Annotated in this window: 3 protein-coding genes and 1 pseudogene; 2 read left to right on the top strand and 2 right to left on the bottom strand. The window is 72.3% G+C overall.

Features of this window, described 5'->3' with window-relative positions:
- Nucleotides 1–73 precede the first annotated feature (73 nt).
- Both ACN261_RS18095 and ACN261_RS18090 read right to left on the bottom strand, forming a co-directional pair.
- Nucleotides 74–3,163, bottom strand: a pseudogene (locus ACN261_RS18095) (type I polyketide synthase); the annotation flags it as partial.
- A gap of 44 nt (nucleotides 3,164–3,207) precedes the next feature.
- The gene (locus ACN261_RS18090) at nucleotides 3,208–14,997 is read right to left on the bottom strand and encodes an SDR family NAD(P)-dependent oxidoreductase (protein WP_425851174.1); all 11,790 of its coding nucleotides are present in this window, start codon (nucleotides 14,995–14,997) and stop codon (nucleotides 3,208–3,210) included.
- Between the two features lie 184 nt (nucleotides 14,998–15,181).
- On the opposite strand from ACN261_RS18090, the gene ACN261_RS18085 reads away from it, so the two are divergent.
- The gene (locus tag ACN261_RS18085) at nucleotides 15,182–16,387 is read left to right on the top strand and encodes a cytochrome P450 (RefSeq protein ID WP_204928633.1); all 1,206 of its coding nucleotides are present in this window, start codon (nucleotides 15,182–15,184) and stop codon (nucleotides 16,385–16,387) included.
- Nucleotides 16,384–16,593, top strand: coding sequence for a ferredoxin (locus ACN261_RS18080; RefSeq protein ID WP_307826481.1), 210 nt, complete (start codon nucleotides 16,384–16,386; stop codon nucleotides 16,591–16,593). Before ACN261_RS18085 ends, ACN261_RS18080 begins: the two co-directional genes overlap by 4 nt.
- Nucleotides 16,594–16,661: the final 68 nt, after the last annotated feature.

The raw sequence follows: 16,661 nt of genomic DNA, 5'->3' as shown, positions 1-16,661 counted from the left end.
GCGTCGATCGCGGGCCATCGGAGGGGGCGGGGCGGAGGGGCTAGACGGCGATCAGGGTGTCGACGTAGTCGACGATCGCCTCGAACGTCGGGTGCTCGTAGACCAGCGCGGCGGGCAGGTCCACGCCGGTGGCGGCGGCGGCCCGGTTGCGCAGGTCGACCGCCATCAGCGAGGTGAACCCGAGTTCGAGCAGCGGGACGTCGGCGGCGACGTCGTCGGCCCGGTCGAGCCGCATCACCTCGGCGGCCAGCCCGCGCAACGCCATCAGCAGCGTCGCCCGGCGTTCGGCGGGCGGGAGCCGCAGCAGCGTGACGGCCAGCGGCGGCTCCGTCTCGTCGCTGCCGTCGCCGAGCGAGTCCGGCGGCGTCGGCGCCCGGCGGGTGGCCACCATCGGCGCGACCGCGTCCAACCAGTAGTGCTTGCGCTGGAACGCGTAGGTGGGCAGGTCGACGGTGGTCGGGGCGAGCCCCTCGGTGAGGACGTCCCAGTCGACGCCGCCGCCCCGGGAGTACCAGGTCGCGACCCCGGTCAGGAACGCCGTCGGCTCGTCCACGTCCCGACGCAGCAGCGGCAGCACGGCCGCACCGGTCGTGCCGGCGACGCCGAGGTTCTCGGTGACCACCGCGCTCAGCACGCTGTCCGGGCCGACTTCGAGGTACTCGGTGACCTCGGCGGCGGCCAGCGACCGGACGGCGTCGGCGAAGCGGACCGGCCGGCGGGCGTGCGCCACCCAGTACTCCGGGTCCCCCAGTTCGCCGGGGCCGACCGGTCGGCCGGTGACGGTGGACACCAGGTCGACGGTCGGCGACTGGTAGGTCAGGCCCGCCGCCACCCGCCGGAACTCGTCGAGCATCGGCTCCATCCGGGGGGAGTGGAAGGCGTGGCTGACCCGCAGTCGGCTGGTCCGCCGGCCCCGGGCCGACCAGGCCGCCTCGATCTCGGCGACCGCCGGCTCGTCACCGGCGACCACGACGGAGGACGGCCCGTTCACGGCGGCGACGGCGACCTCACCCGCCCGGTCCGCCAGCATCGGTGTCACCTCGGCCTCGGTGGCCTGCACCGCCACCATCGCGCCGCCGGCCGGCAGTTCCTGCATGAGCCGCCCGCGCGCGGTGACCAGGGTCGCCGCGTCGGCCAGGGTGAGCACCCCGGCGACGTGGACGGCGGCGAACTCGCCGACCGAGTGCCCGACGAGCCGGTGCGGCCGGATGCCGAACCGTTCGAGCAACCGGTACAGCGCCACCTCCACGGCGAAGATGGCGGGCTGCGCGAACCGGGTCTGGTCGAGCAGCGCGGCGGCCTCGGTGCCGGCCGGGGCGAAGAGCACGTCGCGCAGCGCCACCGGCAGGTGCGCGTCGAGGGCCGCGCACGCCGCGTCGAGCGCCTCGGCGAAGGCCGGGAAGGCCTGGTACAGGTCGCGGCCCATGCCCGCGTGCTGCGTCCCCTGACCCGAGAAGATCATGGCGAGGGTACGGGCTCCGGCCGGGGCGGGCCGGCCCCGGACCACCTGCGCCGAGCCGGAGCCACCGGCCAGCCGTTCCAGGCCGGTGAGCAGCTCGGTCGGGTCGGTCCCGAGCACCACCGCGCGGTGGGCGAAGCGTGGGCGGCGGCTCAGCGTGTACGCCACGTCGGCCGGTCGCAGCGACCGCTGACGCAGGTGACCGGCCAACCGTCGTGCCTGGTCCCGCAGCGCCTTCGGCGAGTTCCCCGACAGCGGCCAGGCGACCGGTCGCGCGGAGGTCGGCACGGGTGTGTCCTGCGCCCCGGCGGGTGGCGCTGGCGGCTCCTCCAGGATCAGGTGGGCGTTCGTGCCGCTGATGCCGAAGGAGGAGATGCCGACGCGGCGCACCCGCTCGGTGACCGGCCAGGGTACGGCGGCACGCAACAGGCGTACCGCGCCCGAGGACCAGTCCACGTGGGGGGTCGGCGGGTCGGCGTGCAGGGACCGCGGCAGCACCCCGTTGCGCATCGCCTGGACCATCTTGATCAGCCCGCCGACCCCCGCCGCGGCCTGGCTGTGCCCGATGTTGGACTTGAGCGAGCCCAGCCAGAGGGGGTGTTGCGCGTCGCGCCCGGTGCCGTACACCGCTTGCAGGGCGCGTACCTCGATCGGGTCGCCGAGGGTGGTGCCGGTGCCGTGCCCCTCCACCGCGTCGAGGTCGCCGGGGGTGAGCCGGGCGTCGGCGAGGGCGTTGAAGATCACCCGTTCCTGGGCCGGGCCGCTCGGGGCGGTGAGGCCGTTGCTGGCGCCGTCCTGGTTGACCGCGCTGCCCCGGATCAGGCCGAGCACCGGATGTCCGTTGCGCAGCGCGTCGGAGTACCGCTCCAGCATGACCACCCCGACGCCCTCGGCCCAGCCGGCGCCGTCGGCCCCGGCGGAGAAGGACCGGCACCGGCCGCCGGGCGACAGCCCACGCTGCCGGGAGAACTCGATGAACACCCCCGGGGTCGCCATCACCGTGACGCCACCGGCCAGGGCCACCGAGCACTCGCCCCAGCGCAGCGACTGGCAGGCCAGGTGGATCGCCACCAGCGACGACGAGCAGGCGGTGTCGACGGTGATCGCCGGGCCCTCGAAGCCCAGCGAGTAGGCGATCCGCCCGGAGGCGATGCTCGCCGCGCTGCCGTTGCCGACGTACCCCTCGAAACCCTCCGGCGCCGGCATCAGCCGCGACCCGTAGTCGTTGTACATCACCCCGACGAACACGCCGGTGTCGCTGCCGCGCAGCGACCGGGGGTCGACGCCGGCCCGCTCGATCGACTGCCAGGCGTGTTCGAGCAGCAGGCGCTGCTGGGGGTCGATGGACAGCGCCTCGCGGGGGGTGATGGCGAACAGCCCGGCGTCGAACTCGGCCGCGTCGTAGAGGAAACCTCCCTCGCGGGCGTAGCTGGTGCCGACGGTGTCCGGGTCCGGGTCGTAGAGCCCGTCGAGGTCCCACCCCCGGTCGGTGGGGAACCCGGACACCGCGTCGACCTCACCGGCGACGATGTCCCACAAATCGTCCGGGGTCTGCACCCCTCCGGGGTACTGGCAGCTCATCCCGACGAGCGCGATCGGCTCGTGGCGGCTCTCCTCGAGGTCCCGGATGCGTTCCTGGGCGTCGCGCAGCTCGATGGTCATCCGCTTGAGGTAGTTGAGGAGCTTCGCCTCGTCACCTGACATGCGCTGGACACCCGCTCTCGTTGGCTCCTGCGGCCGGTGGCCACTCACTGCGGCACCGTGCCGAACTCCTGGTCGATCAGGTCGAAGATCTCGGCCACCGACGCGGACTCGATGAGCGCGTTGGCGTCGGTGCCGGTCTGCCGGTCCGTCGGTGCGGCCTTCCAGTCGGCGAGCATGCTCTCCAGCCGCGAGGCGACCAGCCGGCGCAGGCCACGGTCGGAGGAGGCCGCCGCCATGGCGGCGGACAGCCGGTCGAGTTCGGCGAGGACCGGACCCTCGGCGTCGGCCGGCGCGGCGGTCTCCCGGATGAAGTCGGCGAGCGACGTGGGCCGGGGGTGGTCGAAGACCATCGTGGCCGGCAGTTGCAGACCGGTCGCTGCGCTGAGCCGGTTGCGCAGCTCCACCGCGGACAGGGACTCGAAGCCGAGTTCCTTGAACGACAGGTCGTCGTCCACGCGGGCCACCCGGTCACCACCGAGGACGGCGACGACGTTCCTGCGCACCAGATCCAGCACGATCTTCTGCTGCTCGCCGACCGGCAGCCCGGCGAGCCGGGTGACCAGCGGCTGCGCCGGCTGCTGGCCACCGCCGGGCCGGCGGGCCGAGCGGGCCAACCCGTGCAGCCGGGGCGGCACGTTGTCGGTCTCGGTGCGGGCGCTCAGGCCGGCGATGTCGAAGCGGGCGGTGACCAGCACCGCCGGTCCGGCCGCCAGCGCGTCGTCGAAGAGGGCGAGCCCCTCGTCGAGTGACAGCGGCAACAGGCCGCCCCGGCTGACCCGGTCCAGCGCCGCCCGGTCGAGTTTCGCCGCCGCGCCGGCCCCGGTGCCGTCGGTGTCTCCCCACAGGCCCCAGACCAGGGAGGTGCCGACCAGGCCGGCGGCGCGGCGGTGTTCGGCGAGCGCGTCGAGGGCGACGTTCGCCGCCGCGTAGTTGCCCTGGCCGAGGTTGCCGAGTTGACCCGCCACCGAGGAGAACAGCACGAACGCGGCCAGGTCGGCGTCCGCGGTCAGCTCGTGCAGGTGCAGGGCGGCCTGCGCCTTCGGCTGCCAGACGGCGTCGAGGCGTTGCGGGGTGAGGCCGGGCAGCACCCCGTCGTCGATGACGCCGGCGGCGTGCACCACCGCGGTGAGCGGGTGGGCGGCCGGCACGGTGGCGAGCGCCGCGGCAACGGATTCCCGTTCCCCGACGTCACAGGCGACCAGCCGGGCCGCCGCCCCCCGCGCGGTGAGGTCGGCGAGCAGCTCCTCGGCACCCGGCGCGTCCGCGCCGCGCCGGCTCAGCAACAGCAGGTGCCGCACGCCGTACGTCGTGACCAGGTGCCGGGCGACGAGAGCGCCGAGCGCCCCGGTGGCTCCCGTGATCAGGACGGTGCCGTCCGGGTCGAGCCTCGGCGGCGTGGCGGGTTCCTCCGACCGGCGTACCACCATCCGGGGCACCATGCCGACGCCGTGCCGCAGCGCGATCTCCGGCTCGCCGGTGGCCAGCGCGCCGGGCAGGGCAGGGCCCGAGTCGGCGTCGACGTCGATGTGCACCACCGCGCCGGGGTTCTCCGCCCGCGCGGTGCGCAGCAGGCCGGCGACCGGTGCCACGGCCAGGTCGACGTCGACGTCGCCGGGCAGCGGCAACGCGCCGCTGGTGACCACGACGAGTTTCGACTGCGCCAGCTCACCGCAGGCGAGCCAGCCCCGCACCAGGTCGAGCACCCGTCGGGTGGGCAGCCCGGTGGCGGCCGGGTCGGGCCCGGCACCTGGTGCCGGCCCGGTGCAGGAGACCAGCACGGTGGACGGGGCCGGCCGGCCGTCGGCGACCGCCGCCCGCAGCGACTCGACGTCCGGATAGTCCACCGGGTCGACGCCCGGCAGCTCGCGTAGGTGGTGCCCGTCCGTGCCGACGAGGACCCGGTCCTGCGTGGGGTCCGCCACGGCGGGGATCTCGACCGGACTCCAGCGGATCTCGTAGAGCGGCAGCCGGTCGGTGCGCAGCGCGGCGAGCCGGGCCGGGTCGATCTCGCGGAGGGTCAGCGCGCGCACCGACCCGATCGGGACGCCGGTGTCGTCGGCCATGTCCATCCGGACGGTCTCGCCGCCGGAGGCGTCCCACCGCACCCGCAGCCGGGTGGGCGTCACGTCGGTGGCCGTCACCCCCTGCCAGGAGAACGGTATCCGCAGCGGCAGCGGGCCGTCGGTGTCGGCGAGGGCGAGCGCCAGCAGGGGGTGCAGGGCCGCGTCGAGCAGCGCCGGGTGCAGCCGGTGGCCGGCCGGGTCGGTGCCCTCCGGCAGGGTGATCTCGGCATAGCAGTGCTCCGGGTCCCGCCACAGCCCGGTCAGGCCCCGGAAGGCGGTGCCGTAGCCGTAGCCGTGCTCGGCGAGCCGGTCGTACAGGCCGGTGAGGTCGACGGGTACGGCGTCGACCGGCGGCCAGTTGGCCGGTGTGGTGCCGGCGGGGTCGGCGACCGGGGTGAGCACGCCGCTGGCGTGCAGGACCCAGTCCTGACCGGAGTCGGTGTCGGCCGACCGGCCGTGGATCGTCACCCGGCGTCGGCCGGTGTCGTCCGGGCCGGACGCGACGACCTGGAGGTCCACGACGCCCTGCGCGGGCAGTGCGAGCGGCGCGTGCAGGGTCAGGTCGTCGACCATGGCGAGTCCGGCGTGCGCGGCGCAGTGCAGGGCCAGGTCGACGAAGGCCGCGCCGGGCAGCAGGACGGTGCCGCCGACCAGGTGGTCGGCGAGCCACGGGTGGGTGGCGAGGGAGAAGCGGCCGGTGTAGAGGGTCCCGGCGTCGCCGGCCAGCTCGACCGCGGCGCCGAGCATCGGGTGGCCGGCCTGGTCCAGACCGGCGGCACTCAGGTCGCCGGTGTTGCGGGGTGCCTCCAACCAGTACCGCTCCCCCTGGAACGCATACGTCGGCACCTCCACCAACCGACCCGCACCCACCACCCGCTCCCAATCAACCCCCACCCCCGACACGAACGCCTCACCCAACGACAACAACACCCGACCCACACCACCCTCACCCCGACGCAACGTCGGCACCACCACACCACCCGAACCCAACACCTCCAACGACTCCCGCAAACCCACCGACAACACCGGATGCGGAGAACACTCCACAAACCGCGAAAACCCATCACCCACCAACACCCCCACCACCTCCTCAAACCGCACCGCCGACCGCAAATTCTCAAACCAATAACCACCCCCCAACTCCACACCCGACACCACACCACCCCGCACCGACGAATACACCACCACCTCCCCCGACGAACCCACCACATCCCCCACCAAACCCAACAACTCCTCCCGCACCACATCCACCACCGGATGATGCGACGCATAATCCACCGGCACCCACCGACACCACACCCCCACCCCCTCCAACAACCCCACCAGATCACCCAACAAACCCACCGGACCCGCCACCACACACGACCCCGGCCCATTCACCACACCCACCACCAACTCACCACCAAAACCCACCAACCACGACTCCACCTCACCCACCGACAACCCCACCGACACCATCCCCCCCAACCCCGCCAACCGCTCCCCCACCAACCGCGACCGACCCACCACCACCCGCAACGCATCCTCCAACGACAACACCCCCGCCACACACGCCGCCGCCACCTCACCCTGCGAATGACCCACCACCGCATCCGGCACCACACCCGCAGCCCGCCACACCTCCGCCAAACACACCATCAACACAAACAACGCCGGCTGCACCACATCAACCCGCCCCAACCACTCCTCCCCACCCTCCAACAACACCCCACGAACATCCCAATCCACCAACCCACCCAACACCCCAACACACTCCTCAAACCGCCCCCGAAAAACAGCATCACACCCCCACAACTCCCGACCCATACCCCACCACTGCGACCCCTGACCCGGAAACACAAACACCGTCCCACCCGACACCACCCCACCCGACACCACACCCGACGAAACAGAAACCGGAACCGAACCAGAATCCGAAGACACAACAACCGAAGAAACCGACGGCGGAACATAATCCGAACCCGAACCCAACGCCGTCAAACCCGCCACCAACTCCGCCCGAGAACCACCCACCACCACCGCACGATGACCAAAAACAGCACGACCCGCCAACGTCCACGCCACATCCGACAACGACACCCCACCACCACCCACAAACCCCGCCAACCGCAACGCCTGCGCCCGCAACGACCCCACCGACCGCGCCGACAACACCAACGACACCGGACCGTCCGGCTCACCACCATCGGGAGCCGTCGCCGGCACCGGCTCCGGCACCCCCTCCAGGACCACGTGCGCGTTCGTCCCGCTCATGCCGAACGAGGAGACCGCCGACCGGCGGGGACGCTCCCCGTCCCACGGCCGTGCCTCGGTGAGCAGCTCCACCGTGCCCGACGACCAGTCCACGTGCGTGGTCGGCTCGTCCACGTGCAACGTCTTCGGCATCACCCCGGCGCGCATCGCCAGCACCATCTTGATCACGCCGGCCACTCCGGCGGCGGCGAGGGTGTGGCCGACGTTCGACTTCAGTGAGCCGAGGTACAGCGGACGCTCCGCCGAATGCTCCCGACCGTACGTCGCCAACAACGCCTGCGCCTCGATCGGATCACCCAGCTTCGTCCCCGTACCATGCGCCTCCACCACATCCACATCACCCGCCGACAAACCCCCACTCGCCAACGCCTGACGAATCACCCGCTCCTGCGACGGACCATGCGGCGCCGTCAACCCATTCGACGCACCATCCTGATTAACCGCCGAACCCCGCACCACCGCCAGGACCCGATGACCGTTACGCCGCGCATCCGACAACCGCTCCAACATGATCACGCCGACGCCCTCGCCCCAGCCCGTACCGTCGGCGGAGGAGGAGAACGCCTTGCAGCGGCCGTCGGGGGACAGCGCCCGCTGCCGGCTGAACTCGACGAAGTTGACCGGCCCGGCCATCACGGTGGCGCCGCCGACCAGGGCGAGCGAGCACTCGCCCGAGCGCAGCGAGCCGGCGGCGAGGTGCAGCGCGACCAGCGACGACGAGCAGGCGGTGTCCACCGTGATCGCCGGCCCCTCCAGGCCGAGCGTGTACGCGATGCGGCCGGACGCGACGCTCGTGGTGGTACCGGTGGAGACGTGTCCCTCGACGCCGGCCGGGATGTGGCCCAGCCGGGTGACGTAGTCGCTGGTGATGACGCCGACGAAGACGCCGGTGTCGCTGCCGCGCAGGTCCGCCGGGTCTATGCCGGCCGCCTCGATGGCCTCCCACGAGGTCTCCAGCAGCAGCCGCTGCTGCGGGTCCATGGCCGCCGCCTCGCGGGGGCTGATCTCGAAGAAGTCCGCATCGAACGTGTCGGCGTCGAGGAGGAACCCGCCCTGGCGGGTGTAGGTCCGGCCGACGGCGGCCGGGTCGGGGTCGTAGAGGTCGTCCACGTTCCAGCCCCGGTCGGTGGGGAAGTCGCCGACGGTGTCGACGCCGTCGGCGACCACCCGCCACAGGTGTTCCGGGCTGGTGACGCCGCCGGGGAACCGGCAGGACATGGCGACGATGGCGACCGGGTCGTCGGCGACCGCGACGGCGGTACGGATCGTCGGGGTCGCCGGTGCCACGCCGTCCGGCCCGGCGACGACGGTGCGCAGGTGCTCCACCAGCGCGGCCGGGGTGGGGTGGTCGAAGACCGCGGTCGCGGCGAGCGGGACGCCGGTCGCGGCGACCAGCCGGTTGCGCAGCTCGACGGCCGTCAGCGAGTCCACACCCAACTCCCGGAAGGGCCGCTGGGGGTCGACCGGTTCGCCGTCGGTGCGACCGAGGACCACGTCCACCTCGGCGCGTACCAGGTCGGTGAGGAAGACGGTCTGCTCCTGGGCGCTCTGCCCGGCGAGCCGTCGGGCGAGTTCACCGGTGCCGCCGGCACCCGGGGAGGCCCGCCGCCGCGCCGGCCGGACCAGCCGGCTGAGCATCGGCGGTACGGCGTCCCGGGCGGCGAACGCGTTCAGGTTCAGCCGTACCGGCAGGACCGTGGGGCGCTCCGCGTCGAGCGCGGCGTCGAGGGCGGCGAGCCCCTGGTGCACGTCGATCGGCAGCACACCGGCCGCCGCGATCCGGTCGAGTTCGGCCCGCCCGAGACCGCCGGCCATCCCGTCGGCGGTGTCCCAGAGTCCCCATCCGATGGCGGTGGCGCGCAGGCCGCTGCGGTGGCGCTGGTGGGCGAGGGCGTCCTGGAAGGCGTTGGCCGCGCCGTAGTTGGCCTGGCCCGGGTTCCCGAAGGTCGCCGCGGCGCTGCTGTAGGTGACGAGGGTGACGTCGGGGTGGTGTTGGAGTGCGGTGTGGAGGGCGTGGGTGGTGTCGATTTTGGCGGTGAGGGTGGTGTGGAGGGTGTGGGGGGTTTGGGTGGTGAGGGGGGTGTCGTGGAGGGTGCCGGCGGTGTGGATGACGGTGGTGAGGGGGTGGGTGGTGGGGAGGGTGGTGAGGAGTTGGTGGAGTTGGTGGGGTTGGGTGGGGTCGTATTGGGCGGTGGTGGTGGTTGTTCCGTGGGTGTGGAGTTCGGTGGTGAGGGGGGTGAGGGTGTCGGGGTTTCCTCGGGTGGTGAGCAGGAGGTGGTGGTGGGGGTGGGTGGTGGCGAGGTGTCGTGCGGTGTGGGTGGCGAGGGCGCCGGTGGCGCCGGTGATGAGGATGGTGCCCCGGGTGGGCTTCGGCACGGGCACCGTGACGGCCAGCTTGCCGGTGTGCCGACCCAGGCTGAGGTGACGCAGCACGTCGGGAAGGTCACTGGCGGGCCAGACGGCCACCGGGAGGGCGGGGAGGGCGTTGGTGGTGATGAGGTGGGTGAGGGTGGTGAGGAGTTGGTTGATGCGGGTGGGTCCGGCGTCGAGGAGGTCGTAGGGCTGGTAGGTGAGGTGGGGGTGGGTGGTGGTGATGGTGTGGGGGTCGCGGATGTCGGTCTTGCCGATCTCCAGGAAGGTGCCCCCCTCGGCCAGCAGCGCCAGACCCGCGTCGACGTGCGCCTGGGTGAGGCTGTTGAGGACGACGTCGACCCCCTGGGGGGCGACCGCCGCGATCCCCTCCCGGTACGCGGTGGTGCGGGAGTCGTGGATGTGGGAGTCAGGCACGCCGAGTGCGCTGAGGGTGGGCTGCTTGCCGGTGCTGGCCGTGGTGTGCACGGTGGCCCCGAGGTGCCGGGCGTAGTGCAGGGCGGCCATCCCGACCCCGCCGGTCGCGGTGTGGATCAGGACGGACTGCCCGGCCCGCAGGCCGGCGAGGTCGCCGAGGCCGTACATGGCGGTCAGGTAGGCGATCGGCAGCACGGCGGCCTGGCTGTCGGTGAGCTGCTCCGGGGTCCGGGTGAGCAGGAGGTGGTCGCAGACCGCGATCGGGCCGGTGCCCTCGGAGAAGAGGCCCATCACCCGGTCGCCCGGGTCGAGCCCGGTCACGCCGGGACCGGTCTCCACGACCACGCCCGCGCCCTCGCTACCCAGCGGCGCCTCACCGGGGTAGCTGCCCAGCGCGATGAGCACGTCGCGGAAGTTCAGGCCGGTGGCGTGGGTGCGAACCCGCACCTCGCCGTCGCGTAGCGGGCGCAGCGCCTCGGGTGCCGGGACCATGCCGACGTTGGCCAGGGTGCCGGCGGAGGTGGTGCCGAACCGCCAGTTCTCGTCCGGCGGCAGCAGCGGCGCCGGGTCGTCGGCGCAGCGGACCAGCCGGTCGACGTACGCCACGCCGAAGCGCACCGCGAGGTGCGGCTCGGCCGTGGCCAGCGCGGCGGGCAGCACCGACGGGTCGACGGGGCGGTCGTCCAGGTCGAGCAGCACGAACCGGTCGGGATGCTCGGCCTGCGCGGAGCGGGTGAGGCCCCAGCAGGCGGCGGCGGCCAGATCGGCGATCTGGTCGGCGAGGTGCGCGGCGACCCCACCCTCGGTGGTGATCACCAGCCGGGTGCCGGTCAGCCGCTCCTCGGCGAGCCACTGCTGAAGGCGGTGCAGCAGCGTCTCGGTCAGCTCGTGTGCGGCGGCGACCGGGTCGTCGGTGGTGGCGGCCGTGGTGTCGGCGGGCGTCTCGTCCGGGCGGGGGGTCCGGCAGGGCAGGAAGACCACCTCGGGCAGCTCACCGGCGAGCAGGGCGTCGAGGTCCGGCACCTGGGGCAGACCGGGCAGCGCGCCGCGCAGCGCCGGGCCGGGCGTGCCGAGGACGACCCAGTCCACCGGTTCCGCCGGTGGTGTGGCGTCCACGCGCAGTTCCTGCCAGTCGAGGCGGTGCAGCAGCTCGGTGCCGGGCGCGGCGACGACGGGCAGCGTGGCGGGGTCCAGCGCGCGCAGGTCGAGGCGGTCGACGGAGAGCACGGGGTGCCCGTCGGGGTCCTCCAGCAGCACCTGGTAGGCGTCCTCGCCGACCGCGGTGAGCCGGGCCCGGACCGACGTGGCCAGGGTGGCGTGCACGGCGACGCCGGAGAAGCTGTACGGCACGCGCGGCGCGGCGTCGGGGTGCTCGGCGGCGACGGCGATCAGCGCGTGCAGGGCCGCGTCGGCGAGCGCCGGGTGCACCGCGTACCCCTCGGGGCGCAGGTCCTCGGGCAGCTCGACCTCGGCGTAGACGTCGGGGCCGGCACGCCAGGCACGGCGCAGGTTCTGGAAGGCGGGCCCGTACTGGTAGCCCTTCGCGGCGAGCAGCGGGTAGAGCGCGTCGACGTCGACCGGTTCGCCGGCCGGGGGCCAGGCGCCGATCTCCGCCGGGAGGGTGGGGTCCCCGGGGTTGATGGTGGCGGTGGCGTGGGTGGTCCAGGTGGTGGTGGTGCGGGTGTGGATGGTGAGGGTTTGGTGGCCGGTGGGGGTGGGGGTGGTGAGGTGGAGGTGGAGGTGGGTGGGGGTGTGGGGGTGGAGGGTGATGGGGGTGTGGAGGGTGAGGTCGGTGGTGGTGGGGGTGTGGGGGTTGGTGGTGTGGAGGGTGAGGTCGAGTAGGGCGGTGGCGGGGAGGATGGTGGTGTTGTTGATGGTGTGGTGGTGGAGCCAGGGGTGGGTGGTGGTGGTGAGGGTGCCGGTGTGGTGGGTGGTGTGGTCGGGGGTGGTGATGGTGGTGGTGAGGAGGGGGTGGGGGTGGGTGGTGTGGGTGTGGGGTTGGGGGTGGAGCCAGTAGTGGTGGTGTTGGAAGGCGTGGGTGGGGAGGGTGGTGTGGGTGGGGGTGTGGTCGGTGGTGGGGGTGTGGTCGGTGGTGGGGGTGGGTGGGGTGGTGTGGGTGGTGTGGTGGGTGGCGATGGCGGTGGTGAGGGTGTGGTTTTCGGGGTGTTTGGGGTGGAGGGTGGGGGTGAAGGTGTGGCCGGTGGTGTGGGTGTGGGGTGCGGTGGTGGTGAGGGTGGTGTCGGGGCCGAGTTCGATGTGGTGGGTGGGGGTGTTGGTGAGGTGGGTGAGGGCGTGGTGGTAGCGGACGGGTTGGCGGATGTGTTGGGTCCAGTATTCGGGGGTGGTGATGTGGTGGGGGTCGGCGGGTTGGCCGGTGAGGGTGGAGAGGAGGGGGGTGTGGGGTTGGTGGTAGGTGAGGGTGGTGGCGGTGGTGTGGAAGGCGTCGAGGATGGGGTCCATGTGGTGGGAGTGGAAGGCGTGGCTGACGTTGAGGCGGGTGGTTTTGTGGTGGTGGGTGTGGAGTTGGTGGGTGAGGTGTTCGATGGCGTCGTGGTCGCCGGAGATGACGAGGTGGTGGGGGCTGTTGATGGCGGCGATGGTGAGTTGGTGGGGGTATTGGGTGAGCCATTGGGTGGCTTGGGTTTCGGTGAGGTTGGTGGCGAGCATGGCGCCGCCGGGGGTGGCGTTTTGCATGTGGTGGCCGCGGGCGGCGACGAGGGTGCAGGCGTCGGGGAGGGTGAGGATGCCGGCGGCGTGGGCGGCGGCGATTTCGCCGACGGAGTGGCCGATGAGGTAGTCGGGGTGGATGTTGTGGTGGGTGAGGAGGGCGTGGAGGGCGGTTTGGAGGGCGAAGAGGGCGGGTTGGGCGTAGCGGGTTTGGTGGAGTGCGGGGTGGTTGGTGAAGACGAGGTCGTGCAGGGGGATGTCGAGGTGGGGGTTGAGGTGGGTGGCGCAGGTGTCGAAGGTTTCGGCGAAGGCGGGGTGTCGGGTGTGGAGTTCGGCGCCCATGTGGGGGCGTTGGGAGCCTTGGCCGGTGAATTGGAAGAGGGTTTTGGTGGTGGTGGCGTGGCCGGTGGCGGTGCCGGGGTGGGGGGTGTTGGTGGTGATGGCGTTGAGGCCGGTGAGGAGGTCGTGGAGGGTGTGGCCGGTGATGGTGGCGCGGTGGGGGTGGCGGGTGCGGGTGGTGGCGAGGGCGTGGCTGATGTGGTGGGGGGGTTGGGGGTGGTGGGTGAGGTGGTCGTGGAGGCGTTGGGCCTGGTCGTGGAGGGCGTCGGGGGTGTGGGCGGTGACGGTCCAGGTCAGGAGGGTGTCGGTGGGGGTGGGTTCGTCGGGGGTGGTGGGTTGGGGTTCGGGTTGTTCGAGGATGAGGTGGGCGTTGGTGCCGCTGATGCCGAAGGAGGAGATGGCGGCGCGGCGGGGGCGGTCGTGGTGGGGCCAGGGTCGGGTGGTGGTGAGGAGGGCGACGTTGCCGGTGGTCCAGTCGACGTGGGGGGTGGGTTCGTCGATGTGGAGGGTGGCGGGCAGGAGGCCGTGGTGCATGGCGTGGGTCATTTTGATGACGCTGGCGATGCCGGCGGCGGCTTGGGTGTGGCCGATGTTGGATTTGATGGAGCCGAGCCAGAGTGGGGTGTCGGGGTGGTGTTCCTGGCCGTAGGTGGCCAGGAGGGCGTGGGCTTCGATGGGGTCGCCGAGGGTGGTGCCGGTGCCGTGGGCGTCGACGGCGTCGATGTCGGCGGCGGTGAGGCGGGCGTTGGTCAGGGCGGCGCGGATGACGCGTTCCTGGGCGGGTCCGTTGGGTGCGGTCAGGCCGTTGGACGCGCCGTCCTGGTTGACCGCGCTGCCCCGGATGACCGCGAGGACGCGCCGGCCGGCCCGACGGGCGTCGGACAACCGCTGCACCACCACCACACCCACACCCTCGGCGAAGCCGGTCCCGTCGGCTCCGGCGGCGAAGGCACGGCAGCGGCCGTCGCGGGACAGTCCGCGTTGCCGGCTGAACTCGATGAACAACCGCGGCGCGGACATCACCGTCACGCCACCGGCCAGCGCCATCGAGCACTCCCCCCGGCGCAGGGATTGGACCGCCAGGTGCAACGCCACCAGCGACGACGAGCAGGCCGTGTCCACCGACAGGGCGGGCCCCTCCAGGCCGAGCGTGTAGGAGATCCGGCCGGAGGCCACGCTGGTCAGCACGCCGGAGCCGACGTACCCCTCGGCCTCGGCCGGCACGGCACGGACGTCCGGCGCGTAGTCCTGCGGAATCGCACCGACGAAGACGCCGGTGTCGGTGCCCCGCAACGCGTCCGGCGCGATACCCGCCCGCTCCACCGCCTCCCACGACGTCTCCAGCAACAACCGCTGCTGCGGATCCATCGCCAACGCCTCACGCGGCGAGATCCCGAAGAACTCCGCGTCGAACCCACCCGCCTCGTGCAGGAAACCACCCTGCCGCGTGTACGACCGACCCACCGCGTCCGGATCCGGATCGTAGAGACCCTCCAGATCCCAACCCCGACCCTCCGGGAACCCACCCACCGCGTCGCGACCCTCGACCACCAGGTCCCACAACTGCTCCGGCGAGACCACCCCACCCGGAAAACGACACGCCATACCCACGATCGCGATCGGCTCCCGATCGGCGCCCTCCACCTCAGCCAGCCGGCGTCGGGTCTGCTGCAGGTCGGTGGTGACCCGCTTGAGGTACTCACGGAGCTTGTCTTCGTTCGCCATCGCGGGCCATCCCCCTGGGGGTAGCGGGCCTGAGGAGAGCAGACCCATCGGACTGCACAGGACTGTCCGCGTGCCTACTTAGATCGCCCTATCAGGGCTCTAAATCGCCTGTTGGGAGCCCGGAAACCGGAGCCTGGCAGGGCCGGGTAAGGGCGAATTTAGAGTCCGTCCCTAGGTTCCCGGCATGACCGAAGACGGCGTTCCGGGCGCACCGGCATTCCCCATGCCCCGTACCTGCCCGTTCTCCCCACCACGCGAGTACGCCGAGCTGCGGGCCGCACGGCCGTTGTCCCGGGTGACCCTCCAGGACGGCAACACGGCATGGCTGGCCACCAGCCACGAGTACGTCCGTACGCTGCTCGGCCACCCCGCCACCAGCGCGAACCGGGCCCACCCCGGTTTCCCGGCGACCGTCGCCAACGTGCAGGCCTTCGCACAGAAGGGCTTCCTGCTCTCGATGGACCAGCCGGAGCACTCGCTGCACCGGCGGATGGTGGCCGCCGAGTTCACCGTGCACCGGATCCGGCAGCTACGGCCCCGCATCCAGCAGATCGTCGACGACCGGATCGACGCGCTGCTGGCGATCGAGACCCGCCCGGTGGACCTGGTACGGGAGCTGGCCCTGCCGGTCCCCTCCCTGGTGATCTGCGAACTGCTCGGCGTCCCGTACGGGTCCCGCGACGTCTTCCAGGGGCACACCGAGGTGCTGCTTGCCCGCTCCAGCAGCCCGCAGCAGCGGCAGGAGTCGTTCGGCGCGCTGCGTGCCTTCCTCGGCGACCTGGTCACCAGCAAGGACGGCGACCCTGACGACGACCTGCTGGGTCGCCTGTCGGTGAAGTACCGGGCGGCGGACTGCTACGACCACGAACTGCTCACCGGGTTCGCGATGCTGCTGCTGCTCGCCGGTCACGAGACCACCGCGAGCATGATCTCCCTCGGTCTGCTCGCGCTGCTGCGTGACGAGCGGCTCGCGACGCAGCTGACCGACGATCCCACCCTGACCCCGAACGCCGTCGAGGAGCTGCTGCGCTACTTCAGCATCGTCGACTACCCCACCGCCCGGGTCGCCCTGGCCGACATCGACCTGGGTGCGGACCGGGTGCGCGCCGGTGAGGGCTTCGTCGCCTCCGCCGCCGCCGCGAACCACGACGGCGACGTCTTCGCCGATCCGGCCACCATCGACTTCCGGCGCGGCGTCCGTGGCCACGTCGCCTTCGGCTACGGCGTGCACCAGTGCCTCGGGCAGAACCTGGCCCGCGCCGAGCTCGAGATCGTCTACGACACGGTGCTCGCCCGGCTGCCCGCCATGAAGCTGCTGACCTCCCCCGAGGAGCAGCCGTTCAAGGAGGCCACCGTGTACGGCCTGCACTCCCTGGAGGTGACCTGGTGAGTTCCCTGCGCCTGAGCGTCGACGACGAGCAGTGCTGCTGCTCGGGTCAGTGTGTGCTCGCCGCCCCCGACCTGTTCGACCAGCGCGAGGAGGACGGCATCGCCGTGGTGCTGGTCGCCGAGCCGACCGCGGACCGGTACGAGGAGGCCCGGACCGCCGCCCGGCACTGCCCGAGCAACGCCATCTCCGTGCACGAGCGGGACTGACGTCCTGCCCCTTCGCTCGACAGCCCGCCCACCGGGCGCGTGGGCCGGGTTCCCACATTCCTGGCACC

Source organism: Micromonospora sp. WMMD723 (assembly GCF_049863385.1).
In the GTDB taxonomy this organism is placed as follows: domain Bacteria; phylum Actinomycetota; class Actinomycetes; order Mycobacteriales; family Micromonosporaceae; genus Micromonospora; species Micromonospora wenchangensis.
Note: the sequence above shows the minus strand (reverse complement) of the source record. Positions and strands in the feature narration are given on the sequence as shown.